The organism is Streptomyces longispororuber, from assembly GCF_014656095.1.
Lineage (GTDB): Bacteria > Actinomycetota > Actinomycetes > Streptomycetales > Streptomycetaceae > Streptomyces > Streptomyces longispororuber.
Genome location: NZ_BNBT01000008.1, coordinates 91,265 through 110,190, shown reverse-complemented (window position 1 = coordinate 110,190; position 18,926 = coordinate 91,265). Strand labels below are relative to the sequence as shown.

Below are 18,926 nucleotides of genomic sequence, written 5' to 3'. Positions count from 1 at the left end.
GACGGGGGCACCGGGGCCGTTGTGGCCCCCGGGGCCGCCGCGGCCCCCGCGGCCACCGCGATCGCCGCCGTCGCGCGGGCCCGCGGCCGAGGAGCCGCCGCTGGACGACTCGGGCAGGTCGTGGCGCTCGCGCCGGTCGTGGCGCTCCTGCCCCTGGCGCTCCGAGAGCCGGTCGTACGGCGAGCGTTCCTGCGAGCGGTAGTCGTGCTGCTGCCCGGGGCTCGCGTACGGGTCGCGCTCGGGGAAGCCGAGCCGCTGCTGCTGCCAGCCGTAGTCGTCCTGGGGCTGCTGCGGCCAGGCGCCTGGACGCTGGTAGTCCGGATAGGCCGGCCGGGCCGTCGGCATCTGCTCGGAGCGCGGGTTCGCGGGGCGCTCGTCGCCGGGGCGGCGGCTGTAGCCGTCATACGTGTCATGGCCCTGACTGGAGCCGTGGGGCAGCTCGGGCTCCTCGTACCGAGGTGACTCCTCGTACCTGGACGACTGCTCCTCGTAGCGGGACGACTGCTCCTCGTACCGGGAGGGCTGCTCCTCGTAGCGCTGCTGGTGGTGCTGGACCGGCGGCGCGGGCGGCGTCTGGGGCTCGCCCACGGAGTCGTCGACGGTGATCGCGATGCGGATCGGACGCCCGCACTCGCGGCTCAGCGTCTCGCTGACGACGGGGGCGAGACGGCCCTCCAGGACGCCCTTGGCGAACTCGTTGGGCACGGCCAGCAGCGCCGTGTCGGCGACGAGCGCCAGCGGCTGGCACCGCCGGATCCAGTGCTCGTCCTTCGCCTCGACGCCCTGCCCCCGGCCTTCGCCCAGCAACTGTTCGAGAACCCTTGGCCACACTGCGGCAAGATCGGCAGGTACGTCAGCCACAGGGCACGCTCTCTCACAGGTCCCACGAAGGTGTGGTTCTTGGGACGGGTCGGGACGGAAATCGACAGGGGCGGGGGGAAGGGAACGAATCGGAGTTCAGCCACGGTAGTCAGGGCGACGGGTGCGGTTCAAGTTGTTGTCCACAGGCTGTGCACAGTGTCTCCCCCCGACCGCTGGTTTGACCGGATGGCGTAGCCCCGCGTACCGTAACCAGGTCGAGTTGTCGATGGCTGCTGCCGCCTGCCTCCGATGGGCAAAGATCACGGTCTGTGATTGTGAAGCGGTGCACTCGGTGCCTACTACGTGAGCTTCTGTGAGCTTCTCGTGGGCGCACGGTGACAGCCAGGCGATACCCGCCACCACACGAGTCATTACTGGAGCCCCCGAGTGAGCAAGCGCACCTTCCAGCCGAACAACCGTCGTCGCGCGAAGACCCACGGCTTCCGGCTGCGTATGCGCACCCGTGCCGGCCGCGCCGTCCTGGCGTCCCGCCGCAGCAAGGGTCGCGCCCGCCTGTCCGCCTAAGCGCATTAGGTCATGACGTCGTGCTGCCTACCGAGCATCGGCTGAGGCGGCGCGAGGACTTCGCGACCGCGGTACGCCGAGGACGCAGGGCCGGTCGCCCGCTACTCGTCGTCCACCTACGCAGCGGTGCAACGGACCCGCACGTGCCAGGGGAGAGCGTTCCCCCGACGCGTGCGGGTTTCGTCGTGAGCAAGGCCGTGGGTGGAGCCGTCGTACGCAACACGGTCAAGCGCAGACTTCGCCATCTGATGCGCGACCGACTGGCCCTGGTTCCCCCCGGTAGCCTGGTGGTCGTACGAGCGTTGCCCGGCGCGGGCGACGCCACCTACGCAAAGCTGGCCGACGACCTGGACGCCGCCCTGCGGCGCCTCCTCGGAGGGGGCGCGCGATGAAGTACCCGCTGCTGGCGCTGATCAAGCTGTACCAGTGGACGATCAGTCCACTCCTCGGCCCGGTGTGCAAGTACTACCCGTCGTGCTCCCACTACGGCTATCTGGCCATCGACCGCCACGGCGCGATCAAGGGAACGGCGCTCACTGCCTGGCGCATCCTGCGGTGCAACCCGTGGTCGCTCGGTGGTGTCGACCATGTCCCGCCGCGTAAGCGTCCGCGGTGGCACGAGATGCTGCGCGCCTCCTGGCGCGCACGCAAGGGCGGGCCCTCCGCCGCTGGCGTGCCGTCCGGGGACCTTCCCCCGGCTCCCGTGAGCCCGGCCGCCGAGACCCCGTCCCATGCTCAAGGAGCCTGATTAGTGGACACGATTGCCGGTTTCTTCAGCTTCATCACGACACCCGTCTCCTGGGTCATCGTGCAGTTCCACAAACTGTACGGTGCGATCTTCGGCCCTGATACGGGCTGGGCCTGGGGCCTGTCGATCGTGTCCCTGGTGATCCTGATCCGCATCTGCCTGATCCCGCTCTTCGTGAAGCAGATCAAGGCGACCCGGGCCATGCAGACGCTGCAGCCCGAGATGAAGAAGATCCAGGAACGCTACAAGAGCGACAAGCAGCGTCAGTCCGAAGAGATGATGAAGCTGTACAAGGAGTCGGGTACCAACCCGCTCTCCTCGTGCCTTCCCATCCTGGCGCAGTCGCCGTTCTTCTTCGCGCTGTACCACGTGCTCAACGGCATCGCGTCGAACAAGAAGGTCGGCGTCATCGACCAGCAGCTTCTCGACAGCGCTCGTGACGCCCACATCTTCGGTGCCCCGCTCGCGGTGAAGTTCACGGACAGCGCCGACAAGGTCGCCTCGCTGGGCGCCTCGCTGACCGATGTGCGCGTGGTCACCGCGCTCATGATCATCCTGATGTCGGCGTCGCAGTTCTTCACGCAGCGCCAGCTCATGACGAAGAACGTCGACACGACGGTGAAGACGCCGTTCATGCAGCAGCAGAAGATGCTGATGTACGTCTTCCCGATCATGTTCGCCGTCTTCGGCATCAACTTCCCGGTCGGTGTCCTCGTCTACTGGCTGACCACCAACGTGTGGACCATGGGCCAGCAGATGTACGTGATCCGCCAGAACCCGACCCCCGGTTCCAAGGCCCAGGCCGCGTACCTGGAGCGCCTGCAGAAGCACATCACCACCGCGGGCAAGACCCGCGGCCGCGGCCAGACCCGGGCCGTCAAGGCCATCGTCGCCAAGGGCCGCGACCGCAACGAGTACGAGCGCAAGTTCATCAACGGCCTGAACAAGGCGGGCTTCGCCGCCCAGGCCGACGGCACCGTGATCGTCAGCGAGACCGTTGCCACCACGACCGAGGACGGTGCGCCCGCCGCTGCGCCCAAGCGGCAGCAGCCCAAGCGGCAGAGCAAGTCCAAGCGCCAGGCCGGCACGGGCGCGAGCGGAGCCAAGGCCGACGACGCCTCGACGGACTCCGCGGCCTCCGGCGGGGCCGACGCCAAGACGTCGCTGACCAAGTCCGAGGACACGCCGCAGAACACGCCGGCCAAGGGCAAGACCGCCGGTGGCACCAAGGGCGGTCAGCCCGGCCAGGGCACCCGCAGCAAAGCCAAGTCCGGACAGCGCAAGGGCCAACAGCGGCCCAAGCACCCGTCCAAGAAGTAGAAGGAGTCCATCCCGTGACGGAAGGCACCACCACCTCCGCCGCTGAGGCCGGCGACACCCTCACCCGCCTCGAGCAGGAGGGGGAGATCGCGGCGGACTACCTCGAGGGTCTGCTGGACATCGCCGACCTCGACGGCGACATCGACATGGACGTCGAGGCCGACCGCGCCGCCGTGTCGATCATCAGCGACACCGGCAGCCGCGACCTGCAGAAGCTGGTCGGCCGCGACGGTGAGGTCCTGGAGGCGCTCCAGGAGCTGACCCGGCTCGCGGTGCACCGGGAGACCGGCGACCGCAGCCGTCTGATGCTGGACATCGCGGGCTACCGCGCCCAGAAGCGCGAGGAGCTGTCCGAGCTGGGCGCCAAGGCCGCCGCGGACGCGAAGAGCTCCGGCGAGCCGGTGCGGCTCCAGCCGATGACGCCCTTCGAGCGCAAGGTCGTGCACGACGCGGTCAAGGCCGCCGGCCTGCGCAGCGAGTCCGAGGGCGAGGAGCCGCAGCGCTTCGTCGTGGTTCTCCCCGCCTGATCGACAGCTCGTTCCCGGCCCCGTCTGTTCGCAGACGGGGCCGGTCTTTGTCAGCCTGATAGTCAGCGACCCAGTGCGGTACGGAAGGACGGTCCCCGTGACGGAGGAAGCGGAGCTCCCCCCGGCGCCGGAGCAGGCGCGCACGGTTTTCGGTGAGCGGTTCCCGGACGCGGTCCGGTACGCGGAGCTGCTCGCCGAGGCGGGAGTGCGGCGTGGCCTCATCGGCCCCCGCGAGGTTCCCCGGCTGTGGGAGCGGCACCTGCTGAACTGCGCCGTGCTGTCCGAGGTGGTCCCCGAGGGCGTGACGGTGTGCGACGTGGGCTCCGGTGCCGGGCTGCCCGGTATCCCGCTCGCCCTCGTGCGCCCGGACCTCAAGATCACGCTCCTTGAGCCGCTGCTGCGGCGCACGAACTTCCTCAGCGAGGTCGTCGAGCTCCTGGGCCTGGACCACGTGACTGTCGTCCGTGGCCGTGCCGAGGAGGTCCTCGGTAAGCTGCCGCCCGTCCACGTGGTGACCGCGCGCGCCGTGGCCCCGCTGGACCGCCTCGCCGGGTGGGGTGTCCCGCTGCTGCGTCCCTACGGCGAGATGCTGGCGCTCAAGGGCGACACCGCCGAGGAAGAGGTCAAGGCGGCGGGAGCCGCGCTGAGCAAGCTCGGTGCCGAATCCGTGTCCGTGGTTCAGGTGGGCGAGGGGATCGTGGACCCGCTGTCCACCGTCGTACGCGTCGAGGTGGGCGAGAGCCCGGGCGGTGTGCGCTTCGCCGCCAAGCGCGCCAAGGCCGCGCGGACCGGTCGGACCCGCCGTCGTCGCTGATCCGTTCTGGACGACGAGCCGTACTCCACAAAAGCTGTCAAACGTACGCATACCGGGGTGTCGCACCAGCGGCACCCCGGTTGCCGTGCATCGTGTTTCACGTGAAACGTCGCTCACTGCTGCATGGCATCATCAGTCGCGGTCGCGCTGCCGAACCTCGCGAGCGTCGGCCACTTGGTTCCCTCGATAAGGGAACGGAGTTGTCCACAGAGACGGATTCGTCCACAGAAGACCGGGCCTCGCTGGTTCACGACCCCGAAAGCATGGGAGGCTCTGTTCATTGCGAGCCTGAAGTCGAGGAGAGTGAATCCTTGCGGTCCGACGCCAACATCGCGGGACCGATGACCGAACCGGTCCCCGGTCCCCGTACCGAGTCGGCGGGGGAGGATGTTTCACGTGAAACACCGAGCCCGATGGACGACACCCCCATCGGTCGCGCTGCCCAACTGGCGGTGGAAGCTCTCGGACGCGCGGGCGAGGGCCTGCCGCGGCCCGAGCAGACCCGCGTCATGGTCATCGCCAACCAGAAGGGTGGAGTGGGCAAGACGACGACCACCGTCAACCTTGCCGCCTCGCTGGCCTTGCACGGCGCGCGCGTCCTGGTGATCGACCTGGACCCGCAGGGGAACGCCTCCACAGCCCTCGGGATCGACCACCACGCCGAAGTGCCGTCCATTTACGACGTGTTGGTGGAGAGCAAGCCTCTTGCCGAGGTCGTGCAGCCGGTCCCGGATGTCGAGGGCCTGTTCTGCGCCCCGGCCACCATCGATCTCGCCGGTGCGGAGATCGAGCTGGTGTCGCTGGTGGCCCGCGAGAGCCGACTGCAGCGGGCGATCCAGGCGTACGAGCAGCCGCTGGACTACATCCTCATCGACTGCCCGCCCTCCTTGGGGCTGCTGACGGTGAACGCCCTGGTGGCCGGTGCGGAGGTGTTGATCCCTATCCAGTGCGAGTACTACGCCCTGGAAGGCCTCGGTCAGCTCCTGCGCAACGTCGACCTGGTGCGCGGTCACCTCAACCCGCGTCTGCATGTGTCGACGATCCTGCTCACCATGTACGACGGCCGGACCCGGCTCGCCTCCCAGGTGGCCGAGGAGGTCCGGAGCCACTTCGGTGACGAGGTGCTGAGGACGAGCATCCCGCGTTCCGTGCGCATCTCCGAGGCTCCCAGCTACGGCCAGACCGTGCTGACCTACGATCCAGGCTCCAGCGGTGCCCTCTCGTACTTCGAGGCGGCGCGAGAGATCGCGTTGCGCGGGGTCGGCGTACGGTACGACGTGCAGCACGGTGCCACGGGCACGCAGAAAGACCAGCACACCATGACGGAGGGGATCCAGTGAGCGAGCGACGGAGAGGGTTGGGCCGGGGCCTCGGCGCTCTGATCCCTGCGGCTCCCACAGAGAAGTCGGTCGCGCCGAGTACGAACGGGGTGTCCACCTCGCCCACCGCCGTGCCCGTGCTGACCGCGGAGCGCGGGGTGGCAGCGGCCAAGGTGGCCTCGCTGCCGCAGGGCTCCGGGTTCGTGCCACGGGAGACGGAGGAGCCCGCGCACGACACGGTGGAGGAACTGCGCCAGCCGGCCGGGGCGCACTTCGCGGAGCTGCCGCTCGACTCCATCACGCCCAACCCGCGACAGCCGCGCGAGGTGTTCGACGAGGACGCCCTCGCCGAGCTGGTGACCTCGATCAAGGAGGTCGGGCTCCTCCAGCCCGTCGTCGTACGGCAGCTCGGGCCGTCCCGGTACGAGCTCATCATGGGCGAGCGGCGCTGGCGCGCGTGCCGGGAGGCCGGCCTGGAAGCCATCCCCGCCATCGTGCGGGCGACGGAGGACGACAAACTCCTCCTGGACGCGCTGCTGGAGAACCTGCACCGCGCCCAGCTCAACCCGCTGGAAGAGGCGGCGGCCTACGACCAGCTCCTGAAGGACTTCAAGTGCACGCATGACCAGTTGGCGGACCGGATCGGCCGTTCCCGGCCGCAGGTCTCCAACACGCTGCGCCTTCTGAAGCTGTCGCCGAAGGTACAGAACCGCGTCGCCGCGGGTGTGCTGTCCGCGGGCCATGCCCGGGCGCTGCTGTCCGTCGAGGACCCCGAGGAGCAGGACCGGCTCGCCTACCGGATCGTGGCCGAGGGGCTCTCCGTGCGGGCGGTCGAGGAGATCGTGACCCTCATGGGGTCGCGGCCCCAGACGAAGCCGAAGGCCAAGGGGCCCCGGGCCGGGACGCGCGTGTCCCCCGCTCTGACGAGCCTCGCCACGCGCCTCTCCGACCGGTTCGAGACCCGGGTCCGGGTCGACCTCGGTCAGAAGAAGGGCAAGATCGTCGTCGACTTCGCCTCGCTGGAGGACCTGGAGCGCATCCTCTCCACGCTCGCTCCCGAGGAGGGACAGGTCCTCAAGCGAGGCCTGGCCGAGGTCGAGGACGCCACCGGGGACGAGCAGGACTGAGCCTCAGAGCTCTCCGTCGCAAGCGTCTGTCAGGTCGGCGGGCGACGTGGCGCAGCCGCGTGACGCTCAGGGAAGCGGGCCGTGTCCGGTGTGTGCCGGAACACGGCCCGCTCTTTGCTTTCTTCCGGTATCGATGCAATCACTTCGTGGATACGATGCGTTCGGTATGGCGCATCACCTGACGGCACCGCTAAGGGGAGGCAGGGCCATGCGAACGGTGAGCCGCACCGGACTGGTGACCGCCGGGCTCGGACTGGGCGCGGTCGGTGGGTTCGTCGGAAGCCTGCTCAGGGAACGGAGCGCACTGACGGCTGCTCGTGGCGCCGCGGGCGAAGGAAGTGAGGAACCGCCTTCATGGGGCGACGGCTCGTACCGCTCACGCTGGACAACCTTCCGGACCTTCCCAAGCGCTGCCGCGCGTGCGTCTTCTGGGAATTGGACCCGGTCAGCGGCCAAGCCGCGCTGAAGGCGGGCACGCCCGAACTGGAGAAGGAAGCGTGGATCTCCGCCGTCCTGCTGGAGTGGGGGTCCTGCGGCCGCGTCGTCTACGTCGACGAGGTTCCGGTGGGTTTCGTGCTCTACGCGCCGCCCGCCTACGTGCCGCGGTCCACGGCCTTCCCCACGAGCCCCGTCTCGCCTGACGCCGTCCAGCTCATGACCGCCTGGATCATGCCGGGCTACCAGGGGCAGGGTCTCGGCCGCGTCATCGTGCAGACGGTCGCGAAGGATCTGCTGCGCCGTGGCTTCAAGGCCATCGAGGCGTTCGGCGACGCCCGTTGGGAGAAGCCCGCCTGCCTGCTGCCCGCCGACCATCTCCTCGCGGTGGGCTTCAAGACCGTCCGCCCGCACCCGGCCTACCCCCGTCTGCGGCTGGAGCTGCGCACCACGCTCTCGTGGAAGGAAGACGTGGAGATGGCCCTCGACCGTCTCCTCGGAGCGGTACAGAAGGAACCAGCCCTCCGGCCCCTCTGACAGGGGCGACGAGCTGACGGCGATGGCGGTGACGCGGCCGTCCCGAGGGGACTGGACCCGCACCGGGACAAGCGAAGGGGCCGACCCTCTGGGTCGGCCCCTTCGTGTTTCACGTGAAACATCGCGTGCCGCCGTCGCGGTCGGCACCGATGAGACGGTGCCTTACTCGGAGATGAAGTCCGCCAGGTCGCGCTCGATGGCGGCCTTCGGCTTGGCGCCGACGATGGTCTTGGCGACCTCGCCGTTGCGGTAGACGTTCAGCGTCGGGATCGACATCACGCCGTACTTGGCGGCCGTGCCCGGGTTCTCGTCGATGTTGAGCTTGACGATCTCGATCTTGTCGCCGTGCTCCTTGGCGATGGCCTCGAGCGACGGCGCGATCTGGCGGCACGGACCGCACCAGGCGGCCCAGAAGTCCACCAGGACGGGCTTGTCGCTCTTGAGGACGTCCTCTTCGAAGGAGGCGTCGGTCACGTTCTTCAGGTCGGCCACGGCGGGCTCCTCACATGGTGCGGTGGGGCGGGAGGGGGAATCAGACAGCGGCAGTGGTGGCGCTCTCGCTGTCCACGAGGGCGGCGAGGAAGCGCTCGGCGTCCAGAGCGGCGGCACAACCGGTGCCCGCCGCGGTGATCGCCTGGCGGTAGGTGTGGTCCACGACGTCACCGGCGGCGAAGACACCGGGGACGTTCGTCCGGGTCGACGGCGCGTCGACCACCAGGTAGCCCTCGCCGTCCAGCGTGAGCTGGTCCTTGAAGAGCTCGGTGCGCGGGTCGTGGCCGATCGCGATGAACAGGCCGGTCACCGGCAGCTCGGACGTCTCGCCCGTCTTGACGTTGCGCAGGGTGAGACCGGAGAGCTTCTGCTCGCCCTTGATCTCGGCCACCTCGCTGTCCCAGACGAACTTGATCTTCGGGTCGGCGAAGGCGCGCTCCTGCATCGCCTTGGAGGCACGCAGGCTGTCGCGACGGTGGACGATGGTGACGGACTTGGCGAACCGGGAGAGGAAGGTCGCCTCCTCCATCGCCGTGTCACCGCCACCGATGACGGCGATGTCCTGGTCCTTGAAGAAGAACCCGTCGCAGGTCGCGCACCAGGAGACGCCGCGGCCGGAGAGCGCGTCCTCGTTCGGCAGGTTCAGCTTCCGGTGCTGGGAACCCGTCGCCACGATGACCGCCTTCGCGCGGTGGACGGTGCCGGCCGTGTCCGTGACCGTCTTGATCTGACCGGTGAGGTCCACGGAGACCACGTCGTCGGGAACGAGCTGGGCACCGAAGCGCTCCGCCTGCCCGCGCATGTTGTCCATGAGCTCCGGGCCCATGATGCCGTCCTGGAAGCCGGGGAAGTTCTCCACCTCGGTGGTGTTCATCAGCGCGCCGCCCGCGGTGACGGCACCCTCGAACACCAGAGGCTTCAGGGACGCGCGCGCGGTGTAGAGCGCCGCCGTGTAGCCGGCGGGGCCGGAGCCGATGATGATCACGTTACGGACGTCGGTCACGGCTTGATTCCTCGTCTCTGAAGACTGCTGCGTACTGCTGGCGGGTGCCTGTCTCAGGGCTCTCACCCCACCCAACGGATCCTACGGGGCGCGCATTCCCAAACGTGTCCGAGCACACGGAAGCGGCGCACGCGGCTCGCAGGGGCGCGTCCGACCGGCGCCGACGTCCGGCGTGTCCGACGAGGCGCGCGGGCAAGGCCCGGGGCTCGCGGAGGGGCCCGCTCAGTTCCGGGCGTAGGACTCGGTGAGCAGCACCTTGCCGGTCGCGTCGGGCGACGAGGACGCGTTCACACAGGAGGCGTCGACGATGTACGCGGACACCTTCGCGCCGTCGGAGTCGTGCGGAACGACGACGAGGTAGGCGCTCTTGCCTTTGTACGTGCCCTTGTCGGCGGCCAGCGGGGTGCGGCCGTCGAGGCCCCGCTCGACACAGGCCGGCACCTGGACGTACTCGTCCTGCATCGTCGAGCCCTTCTTCGGGCCGTTCGGGCTCGACTGGGAGCCGACGCTCGACTTGGGACCCGGGGTACCGACACCCGTGATCGACGGCTCCTTCGCCAGGAGCTTGCTGACCCGGTCCTCAAGCTTGTCCTCGGAGAACGTGTGCGCGCCCTCCGACCGGCCGGCCGTGGTGCCCTTCGAGCCGGTGTCCCACGGCTGGATCAGCAGCGTGCCCAGGCTCAGAGCGGCCGCGCCCACGACGGCACCGAGGACGGCAGTACGGCGCCGCCTGCCCCGCAGACGCCCGCCGCGCCCCGGACCGGTGGCCGCACGGGCGTGCCCGGCGGGCCGTGGAGCACCGCTCCCCGGGGTGGCGCCGACAGAGGCCACCGGCTTGCCGGACGTGGCCGACGGGCCTGAGGCGCCCGAGGCGCCCGAGGCGTCCGAGGCGTCGTCCGGTGTGTCCGGTACCGGGTCCGAGACCGTCGAGTCGGAGTCCGGTGTGCTCGCCCCGGCGGTCGATGTTTCACGTGAAACATCGACGACGGACTCGCTGGCCGCCGCCTGACTGACTGCTTCGGCCGTCTCGGCACCGCGTGCGGGCGTACCCGCTCCGTCGGTCGCCGTGGCATCCAGGAGTGCCTCTGCCGCCAGTGCCGCGTCGATGCGCTCCGCGACGTCGGCGGGCATGCGTGGGACGCCGGGGAGCGTGCCGAGCATGCCGCGAATCTCCTCGAGGGAGTCGTAGACGTCGGTACAGAGCGCGCAGTCGTCCAGGTGGCGCCGCACGTCGTGGGTGCGGGACGGGGAGAGCAGGCCCTCGGTGAGGTCGGAGATCTCGGAGACGTCCGGGTGCCCAGCCGAGTCCGTCGTCGTGGTCACGCTCGCCCACCTCCGCCCTTCACTGCCGCTGAATCGCCGGGTCCCGGGTCCTGGGGACCCTCCGTACGCGAGGGGCCCGCTGCCGGTGGGACGGTTGTCCCCTGCGTCCGGTTCCTTCCTGGGCCGGCCTTTTTGCCGCCACCCTGGGTGCCCGGGCTGCCGGCGCCGCTCTCGCCCGGCGGTTCGGTCCGCAGATGGGTCAGGAGGGGCAGGAGCCTCGCTCTGCCCCGGGCGCAGCGGCTCTTCACCGTGCCGGTGGGGATGTCGAGGACGCGGGCCGCTTCGGCGACGGGGTAGCCCTGCATGTCCACCAGGACGAGGGCGGCGCGCTGGTCCGGCGGCAGGGTGCGCAGCGCCCGCAGGAGCTCGCGGTGCAGGTCACCGCGCTCGACCGGCGCCGCCGCGGACTCGTGGGGCTCCAGGAGCTGGTCCAGGCGCTCGGTGTCCTCGACGGGCGAGGTCTTCCGGGAGGCGGCCTTGCGCGCCCGGTCGAGGCAGGCGTTCACGGTGATGCGGTGCAGCCAGGTGGTCACGGCGGACTGGCCGCGGAACGTATGGGCGGCGCGGTAGGCGGAGACCAGGGCGTCCTGGACGGCGTCCGCGGCCTCCTCACGGTCTCCCAGAGTGCGCAGGGCCACCGCCCACAGCCGGTCGCGGTGGCGGCGGACGAGCTCCCCGAAGGCATCCGTGTCACCGGCGACGTGCCGGGACAGGAGGTCCTGGTCGCTCAGCTCGCCGCGCGCGGCGTCGTCCACCTCCAACCCCCTCCCCCTGGTGAGATGTGCCGGTCCTCAGCCCTTGAAGCCCTTGAACCGCACGTTCTTGATGGCCTGGCGGAAGCCGGGTTCGCGGTACTGCTCGGCCGCGACCCTCGGCACCTCCGTCACCCAGAGGAGCACGTACCGCGTCTTCACCTTGGCGTCCGCCCTGAGCTTCACGGTGGAGCCGGTTGTGGAGCCCTTGCCGAGCTTCTTCATGGAGTCGACGGGCCCCTTGGGCGCCATCGAATCGGACGCGTACAGCTCGATCGAGGTGCGATCGCCGCTGTAAAGCAGCTCGATCTCCGCGTCGGAGATCTCCTTCGTCGACCCCAGGTCGTAGACGATGCCGGCGCCGGGCTGGTACGGGGCGAGGCGCGGCCCGTCCTGGTACGTCGAGGTGCGCCAGAGCGAGGAGCCGTTCTCGTAGGACTTCTTGAACGCACCGCCGATGCCGCTCGCCAGGGCGTTCGCGACCTGGATCGGCTTTCCGGGCCTGGACTTGTTCTTGTCGCCGCCCTCGGACGTCCGCGTCGTCCCGGAGTCCCCCGACTTCCCGTCGCGGTCCATCAGGGCGTCCGCGAGCTGCCAGCTACCGAGCCCGAGCGCGGCGATGAGCAGCGCGGAGACCGCCCACTTGAGCGCCTTGCCGGTGCGGCTCTGCAGCGGGGGCGGCGGCGGGACGGGCTGGGTCACGCCCGGCGGCTGCGCGGTGCGGCCGTAGGAGCCCTGCTGGAAGGACGGGCGCTGGTACTCGGGCGGAGCCGCGAAGGCCGGCTCCGGGGGGCGGACGCGGGGCATCTCGCCGATGGCCTTCACCAGGTCGTCCGGCGTGGCGCAGGCGGGCTCCTGGCGGGACGCGGTCGCGCCGTCGTTGACCAGCGCGCGCATGCAGAGCTCGGACAGACCCCGGTGCACACCGGCACGGACCTGGTCCGGCGGGATCAGGCCGACGTCCTTGGGCAGCCCGGACAGGCCGTGCGCGTCGTTCTCGTACGGCCAGCGCTGGGTCAGGGCGGCGTACAGCAGGGCGCCGACGGCCTCCGTGTCGGTGCGCTGGGGCGTCTCGGAGCTGATGCCGCGCAGCGCCGCGTTCACGGCGAGGCCGCGGATGCGGTACTGCCCGGAGGACGTGCGCAGGACCGCCCCGGGCGTCAGACGAAGGTGGGAGAGGCCTTCGCGGTGGGCGGCCGCCATGGCCTGGGCGACCTGGTGGACGAGCTGGTAGGCGTCGTGGGCCTCCAGCGGACCGGAGGCGAGGAGGGTGGTCAGCTCCGTGGCGTCCGGAAGCCATTCGTGCACGACGTAGACGAGGTCGTTCTCCTCGACCGCGTCCAGGACCTGCACGAAGCGCGGGTCGCCGAGGAGCGCGGCGGACCGGGCCGCGGCGAGGACCGAGCGGGCGCGGGGGTGGTCGGCGGGCAGCACGTGCACGCCCACCGCCCGGCGCAGCTTCTCGTCCACCGCGCGCCAACTGCTGAAACCGTCCAGACGGGTGACGCACTCCTCGAGGCGGTAGCGCCTGGCGAGTTTGTGCCCGCTGTGCAGTTCGGGGGGTGTGGTCGCCCCGGGCGGGGTCGAGCGCCCCTTCTTCTTCGCCGCGCTGTCGTCCGCCGTGTCCCGCTCCCGGGTCTGGGCCACCCCGTCGGCCGTGGCCTGCTCCGCCTTCGCGGTCAGCGGTTGGTCACCGCTGGTATCTGCCACGTCGACGGCAGCCGTGCTCCGTTCCGCCACCGTCGTTCCTGCCTCCCCATCCGTTGCGCTTCGTCAGACGCCAAAGCCAATTGTGCCCACAGTCCGCCGCTATGCACGACACGCGATGGCCGACGATGGTTGTGCGGACTGCCGTGCCTCAGCGTCCCAGGCGCCCCCGTACCGTACCGACGAGGGAGTTGAGTTCCTGGATGCGCAGGCGCCGCGCGACGAGGAAGAAGACCCCGAAGAGGACGGCGCAGCCGGCGACCAGCGCGGCCAGCGAGCCGATGACGCCCTGCCCCATCGCCTTCGTGATCGCGTACCCGGTCGCGGCGCCGAGAATCGCACCCGGCACCGAGGCGATCACGAGGCGGGCGTACGTACGCACCACGTTCGCACCGTCCAGGTCGCCCCCCAGCCGCTTGCGCAGCCGCTGCCAGGCGACGCCCACCCCGATCGCGTAGGCGAGGCCGTACGAAGCGGCCATGCCGGCTACGGCCCAGCGGGCGGGCAGCACCACGTAGCAGAGCGCGGAGGCGGCGGCGTTGAAGGCGGCCACGATGACGGTGTTGTAGAAGGGGGTGCGGGTGTCTTCGTACGCGTAGAAGGCGCGGAGGACGACGTACTGCACGGAGTAGGGGATCAGGCCGAGGCCGAAGGCCATCAGCATGTAGCCCATGCGGGTGGCGCCGTTGATCCCGGACGAGCCGAACATCAGGGTGCACATCGGGATGCCGAGCGCGACGAAGCTGAAGGCGACCGGCACGATCGCGACGGCCGAGGTGCGCAGGCCCTGCGAGATGTCGTCGCGGACCGCGCCGGTGTCGCCCTCGTGCGCGGAGCGCGCCAGGCGGGGCAGCAGGGCGGCCATGAGCGAGACGGTGATGATGGCCTGCGGCAGGCCCCAGATGAGCTGGGCGTTGGAGTAGGCGGAGAAGCCGGTGCCGTCCATGCCGGAGTGCTTGACCGCCGCGGTGCCCAACTGGGACACGACGATCGCGCCGGCCTGGTTGGCGAGGACGAAGAACAACGTCCACTTGGCGAGCATGGCCGCCTTGCCGAGGCCCTGGCCCTTCCAGTCGAAGCGCAGACGCGGCTTGAAACCGGTCTCGCGCAAGTAGGGGATCATCGCCAGCGACTGGACGACGAGCCCGAGCAGGACGCCGACGCCGAGGAGGCGCACGCCGTCGTCGGGGATGTTCGTGACGCGGATGCCGGACTTCTCGGAGGTGCCGTACACCCACAGGAACATGCCGAGCGTCGCGATGATGACGATGTTGTTGAGGACCGGCGTCCACATCATCGCGCCGAACTTGCCGTGTGCGTTGAGGATCTGCCCCATGACGACGTGGACGCCCATGAAGAAGATCGAGGGCAGGAAGTAGCGGACGAAGGTGACTCCGACCTCGTTCGCGTCCGGGTCGCTCGCGACCGGGGTGGACAGCAGGTGCACGAGGAAGGGCGCCGCGAACCAGCCGATCACGGTGAGCACGCCGAGCGCCACCATGACGAGGGTCAGCAGGCGGTTGGCGTACGCCTGGCCGCCGTCCTTGTCGTCCTTCATGGCGCGCACGAGCTGCGGCACGAAGACCGAGTTGAGGCCGCCGCCCACGGTGAGGATGTAGATCATCGTCGGGAGCTGGTAGGCGACCTGGAAGGTGTCGCCGAGCAGGCCGATGCCCAGGGCCGAGACGATCATCGCGGAGCGGACGAAGCCGGTGAGCCGGGAGACCATCGTGCCCGCGGCCATCACGGCGCTGGACTTCAGCAGGCTGGACGCGCGGCCGCCGGACTTCACCGGGGGCGCGGCCGGGGCGGGCGTCGGCTCCGCCGCCGGGACGGGCACGGTGGGGGACTCCGCGGGCGGGCGCACGATGTCGTACTGCGGGTCGTACGCCTGGGGGTCCTGGTACGGGCCGCCCTGCGGGTCGGGGTCCTGGTAGTAGCCGCCCTGCTGCTGGTGGGCGTAGGGGGCGTTCTGGTGGTTCACGTACGGGGTGCCGCTCTGGGGGTGGTACTGGTCTTGCTGCGGATACGCGTACTGCGCACCGCCCTGCTGGTCGGCGTAGGGAGCGGCGCCCTGCTGGTAGGGGTACGCGGTGCCCTGGTCGGGATAGCCGGGCTCCTGCCGGCCCTGGTCGTAACCGCCCTGCCGCGGGTCATGGTGCCCGGCGCCCTGCTGCCCGGGGTAGCCGGACTGGCCCTGGCCGGGGTAGCCCCCGGGCTGGTGCGCCTCGCCGCGGGGGTCGGGGCGGTAGCCGCTGCCCAGGTGCGGGTCCTGCTCGTGCGGCGCGCCACCGCGCGGGTTGGGGTAGCCGCTGCTCTGCTGGTCGCGGAAGAGGTGCGCGAAGGCGTCCGGCTGGTGCCGCTCCTCCCCGGCCTGGCTGACCAGGTCGTCGACGCCGACGTACTGCGTCGTACGGGGGTCGTCGCCGTAGGGGAGGTGCATGGTCACGCCGTCCGGCTCCGGGGGCGGCGTCTGCGCCCACACACGGGGGTCCGGGGCGTGCGGTGACGGCGGCGGCTGGGCGTAGAGGTGCTGGGGGTCCTGGTACGTGCCGGGCGGGGGCGGGGGGTGCGCGGCGTGGTCGTAGAGCGCCTCGGTGACCGGGTCCTGGGCCGAGAGGTCCTGGGCCCGGTAGGGGTCTTGCGCGTAGGCGTCCTGGAGGTAGGCGTCGGGTGCCTGCTGCTGCGGCACCTGGCCTTCGTCATGAGGGCCTGGAGGTCGGCCCCCGGCCGCGCCGGAGCCGCCCGCGCCCTGGCCGCGCTCACCGTCGTACGGCGCGTTCATGGTTTACCCCACCTCATGGTCCGCGGGCCCACCGGCCACGACATCGCTCAACGGTCCACTCTCTCACCCGTCTGCGATGCCTCGGTGCTTTCGGGAGCGGTGTCCGGCGCCGGGTCACTCGGCTGCTCGGGATCGCCGCCGTCGGAACCGCTGCCGGGGGTGGTGCCGGACGCGATGCCGTCGTCCCCGTCGGAGCCGCCGTCCGGGCCGGTCTCCGCCTGGAGCCGGGCCGCGCGCTTGCGCTGGGTGTACATGCGGAACCCGGCGAGGACCAGCAGCAGGACGCCGCCGGCGATGACCAGTATCACCGTGGGGGTGATCTCGGTGACGTTGACCTCGAACCGTACGGCCTCGCCGTAGGGCTGGTTGTCCTCGGTGTAGAGCTGGGCGTAGACCGGCACCCGGCCGTTGGCGTTGGCCGTGGTGGTGAACTTGACGGACTGGGTGTGACCGCCGCCCGTGATCTTGACCGGCTGCTCCTCGTAGAGGCCGTCGCCGATCTTCAGTCGCGTGGGGTTCGTCGACGTCAGCCGGAGTACGAGGTGGTCGACCCCCTGGACCAGGTTGTTCTGGACCGTCACCGGGATCGTCGCGCTGCGTCCCGACAGCTTCGCGTTGGACTTCTTGATCAGCCCGACCTGGTGCATCAGGCCGGTCAGGTACTGCCGCACGCCCTCGCGGAAGCCGCGCGCCTCAGCGGGGCGGCCACGCCACGACGTGGACATCTCGCGGTCCATGGCCCGCCCGAAGGGCGTGATCACGCGGTCCGGCTCGGACAGGATCATCTTGAACCGGTCGAGCTTGTCCTTGGTGATCCGGAGCTTCTCGAACGCGGACCGGGGCATCTCCTGCTTGCGCAGCGACGCCGGGTAGGCGGCGGCCGACGGCACCTGCGTGGTGGCGGCCGGGTCCGGCTTGGCCTTCGCGGCCGCGGCCAGGTCCTGCGGCTGCGACCAGCGCTCGTCGTCGAGGGCCTTCAGGGCCGTGGCCATCGCCTGGGCCTGGCTCGCGGTGGGCGTGCGCTGCGGGGCGACGACGAGGTGGCGCTGCCTGTTGTCCTGGAGCGTGACCATGAGGCTCTGGGCCAGGAACTCCTGGACGGCCAGCGTCGCGTCCTCGGACCGCGTCATGTCGCCCTGGAAGGCCGTGGACAGCCGGGCGTCGGCGACCAGGGCCGTGGTGCCGCCGCCGATGGGGCGGGCCGCGCTGGGCGTGTAGGGCAGGTTGTTGGTCTCGCGCAGACTGTCGCTGCGGGCGATCACCCGGCGGGCGCCCGCCGACGTGGCGACGTCGACGATCGACGGGTCGACGGCACCCTCAGCGGGCCACGCGAAGTCGGCCGTCGCCTTGACGTGCAGGATCGAGGTGACCGCGTCGAGGCCGACCTCGGTGGCCTCCTTGAGGTGGCCGAGGGACCCGGAGACGGCCTTGCCGCTGTGCGCGAGCGAGGCGAGGTCGGGGTCGGCGAAGGGCAGCGCGACGACCTTCTTGCCCTTGACCGTCTTCTGCAGCTCGTTGAGCCACTGCTTGGCGACCGACTGGTACCGGCCCGGCACCGTCGTGCCGTCGGGGCCCTCGACGTCGTACTTCTCCGACATCGCGTCGACGGACACCAGCAGGTCCGGGTCGATCACCCAGGTCACGTCGAGCTGGCTGCCGAGCGTCACGAGCTGGGCGAGGCGGCCGCCGGGCTGGATCTCCTTGGCGAGGTCCTCGTTCGTGAAGACGGGCGTCTGCTGCTCGTCGGAGCGGGTCCGGGCCGTGAGGTGGGTGGTGGAGATCAACGGCCACAGGTACGTGGTCCTGGTCTTCGTCTCGGCCGCGCCGTCCTGCCAGGGCAGGAACGTCCGCTCGATGCCGAGGACCTGCGGGTACGGCTGGGCGGCCGTCTGGCCGGTCAGCGCCACGCCGAGCTGGTAGACGCCGTCGATGCCCAGGTCGAGGGCGCTGACGGGCACCGAGACGCTGAAGCGCTGCGGGACGCCCGGGGCGAGCTTGGCGAACTTCTGGATGTACTTGCCGCCGACCTCGGTGCCGTCGGAGCCCGGCTGGAACCCCTCGCGCTGCGCGGCGGCGTCGATCGCGCTCCGCCCGCCCAGGGGCGCCCCGAGACGGAGGCCGACCTGCGCCTTGGTCACCGGCTGACGGCCCTCGTTGGTGACCGTGCCGGAGACCGTGACGGTGTCGCCCTTGCGGGGGGCGCCGGGCGTCAGGGAGTCCAGGGAGACGTCGACCGTCCGGGAGCCGGTGGTGTCGGCCTTGAAGCCCGTCCGCACGGCGGTGCCGGAGGCGTTGCGTACGCCTTGGGCGGAGCTTCCCGGCGCGCCCTGACCGGCGGTCTTCGCGCCTGCCGCGGCCTGGCCCGACACCGGCACGGCGGCGTACGCGGCGGAGTCCGCGGGAAGGTGGAGCAGACCGGCCAGCAGACCCCCTCCGACCAGCAGTGTCGCTGCCCGCCGGAACCATCGGTGGGCAGGTGAGGGGCCGGTCCCCGGGAAGTCTGCCGCCTCGGCCACGCGTTGCCCGTCCCTCGTTGTCGTCCGCTGTGTCGGTGGTTGTCGGTTGCTGCGTCCACGCATGGTAACGAGACGCGCAGGGCCTAAGTGCCGCGGACCGCTCCACAAGATCGGAAGACCGTGCCGGGGTGGCTG

General features: G+C 70.6%; 16 protein-coding genes and 1 pseudogene. 9 read left to right on the top strand and 8 right to left on the bottom strand.

Features of this window, described 5'->3' with window-relative positions; all coding sequences use genetic code 11:
* A pseudogene (locus tag IE330_RS04880) lies at nt 1-861 on the bottom strand (chromosomal replication initiator protein DnaA); the annotation flags it as partial.
* 387 nt (nt 862-1,248) lie between these two features.
* On the opposite strand from IE330_RS04880, the gene rpmH reads away from it, so the two are divergent.
* From rpmH to IE330_RS04835, 9 genes are all read left to right on the top strand, one after another.
* A complete protein-coding gene (gene rpmH, locus IE330_RS04875; RefSeq protein WP_016644655.1) occupies nt 1,249-1,386 on the top strand; it encodes a 50S ribosomal protein L34 in 138 nt (45 codons plus the stop codon).
* Nucleotides 1,387-1,406: 20 nt separating this feature from the next.
* Complete coding sequence (rnpA, locus tag IE330_RS04870) at nt 1,407-1,778, top strand: ribonuclease P protein component (RefSeq protein WP_190134593.1); 372 nt, start codon at nt 1,407-1,409, stop codon at nt 1,776-1,778.
* The gene (yidD, locus tag IE330_RS04865; RefSeq protein ID WP_190134592.1) at nt 1,775-2,134 is read left to right on the top strand and encodes a membrane protein insertion efficiency factor YidD; all 360 of its coding nucleotides are present in this window, start codon (nt 1,775-1,777) and stop codon (nt 2,132-2,134) included. The genes rnpA and yidD overlap by 4 nt, the downstream gene beginning before the upstream one ends.
* Nucleotides 2,135-2,137: 3 nt before the next feature.
* Nucleotides 2,138-3,454, top strand: coding sequence for a membrane protein insertase YidC (gene yidC, locus IE330_RS04860; RefSeq protein ID WP_190134591.1), 1,317 nt, complete (start codon nt 2,138-2,140; stop codon nt 3,452-3,454).
* Nucleotides 3,455-3,468: 14 nt separating this feature from the next.
* Nucleotides 3,469-3,981 carry a Jag family protein gene (locus tag IE330_RS04855; protein WP_190134590.1) on the top strand — a complete coding sequence of 171 codons (513 nt, stop codon included), beginning with the start codon at nt 3,469-3,471 and terminating at the stop codon, nt 3,979-3,981.
* Between the two features lie 97 nt (nt 3,982-4,078).
* Nucleotides 4,079-4,795, top strand: a complete 717-nt coding sequence (gene rsmG, locus IE330_RS04850; protein WP_190134589.1) for a 16S rRNA (guanine(527)-N(7))-methyltransferase RsmG — start codon at nt 4,079-4,081, stop codon at nt 4,793-4,795.
* A 263-nt stretch (nt 4,796-5,058) separates the two neighbouring features.
* Nucleotides 5,059-6,135, top strand: a complete 1,077-nt coding sequence (locus tag IE330_RS04845) for a ParA family protein (protein ID WP_190134600.1) — start codon at nt 5,059-5,061, stop codon at nt 6,133-6,135.
* Nucleotides 6,132-7,241 (top strand): ParB/RepB/Spo0J family partition protein, encoded by a 1,110-nt coding sequence (locus IE330_RS04840; RefSeq protein WP_190134588.1) that lies wholly within the window; start codon nt 6,132-6,134, stop codon nt 7,239-7,241. Before IE330_RS04845 ends, IE330_RS04840 begins: the two co-directional genes overlap by 4 nt.
* A 354-nt stretch (nt 7,242-7,595) precedes the next feature.
* Nucleotides 7,596-8,213, top strand: a complete 618-nt coding sequence (locus IE330_RS04835) for a GNAT family N-acetyltransferase (protein WP_190134587.1) — start codon at nt 7,596-7,598, stop codon at nt 8,211-8,213.
* 162 nt (nt 8,214-8,375) lie between these two features.
* Here the strand turns inward: IE330_RS04835 and trxA are convergent, their stop codons facing one another.
* From trxA to IE330_RS04800, 7 genes are all read right to left on the bottom strand, one after another.
* Nucleotides 8,376-8,705: a thioredoxin gene (trxA, locus tag IE330_RS04830; RefSeq protein ID WP_308438981.1), complete on the bottom strand. Its 330-nt coding sequence runs from the start codon at nt 8,703-8,705 to the stop codon at nt 8,376-8,378.
* Nucleotides 8,706-8,745: 40 nt separating this feature from the next.
* Nucleotides 8,746-9,708 (bottom strand): thioredoxin-disulfide reductase, encoded by a 963-nt coding sequence (trxB, locus tag IE330_RS04825; RefSeq protein ID WP_190134586.1) that lies wholly within the window; start codon nt 9,706-9,708, stop codon nt 8,746-8,748.
* Nucleotides 9,709-9,930: 222 nt separating this feature from the next.
* Nucleotides 9,931-11,031 (bottom strand): RsmA family anti-sigma factor, encoded by a 1,101-nt coding sequence (locus IE330_RS04820; RefSeq protein ID WP_190134585.1) that lies wholly within the window; start codon nt 11,029-11,031, stop codon nt 9,931-9,933.
* A complete protein-coding gene (sigM, locus tag IE330_RS04815) occupies nt 11,028-11,786 on the bottom strand; it encodes an RNA polymerase sigma factor SigM (protein ID WP_190134584.1) in 759 nt (252 codons plus the stop codon). Before sigM ends, IE330_RS04820 begins: the two co-directional genes overlap by 4 nt.
* 36 nt (nt 11,787-11,822) lie before the next feature.
* On the bottom strand, nt 11,823-13,523 hold the full coding sequence (locus IE330_RS04810; protein WP_190134583.1) for a protein kinase family protein: 1,701 nt from the start codon (nt 13,521-13,523) through the stop codon (nt 11,823-11,825).
* 118 nt (nt 13,524-13,641) lie between these two features.
* A complete protein-coding gene (murJ, locus tag IE330_RS04805; RefSeq protein WP_190134582.1) occupies nt 13,642-16,275 on the bottom strand; it encodes a murein biosynthesis integral membrane protein MurJ in 2,634 nt (877 codons plus the stop codon).
* 47 nt (nt 16,276-16,322) lie between these two features.
* Nucleotides 16,323-18,791, bottom strand: a complete 2,469-nt coding sequence (locus IE330_RS04800; RefSeq protein WP_190134581.1) for a DUF6049 family protein — start codon at nt 18,789-18,791, stop codon at nt 16,323-16,325.
* Between the last annotated feature and the right edge of the window lie 135 nt (nt 18,792-18,926).

Excerpts from the sequence above, each read along its gene's own strand:
- IE330_RS04845 (WP_190134600.1), top strand. The coding sequence starts at position 5,059 with ATGGGAGGCTCTGTTCATTGCGAGCCTGAAGTCGAGGAGAGTGAATCC.
- IE330_RS04835 (WP_190134587.1), top strand. The coding sequence starts at position 7,596 with ATGGGGCGACGGCTCGTACCGCTCACGCTGGACAACCTTCCGGACCTT.
- yidD (WP_190134592.1), top strand. The coding sequence starts at position 1,775 with ATGAAGTACCCGCTGCTGGCGCTGATCAAGCTGTACCAGTGGACGATC.
- murJ (WP_190134582.1), bottom strand. The coding sequence starts at position 16,275 with ATGAACGCGCCGTACGACGGTGAGCGCGGCCAGGGCGCGGGCGGCTCC.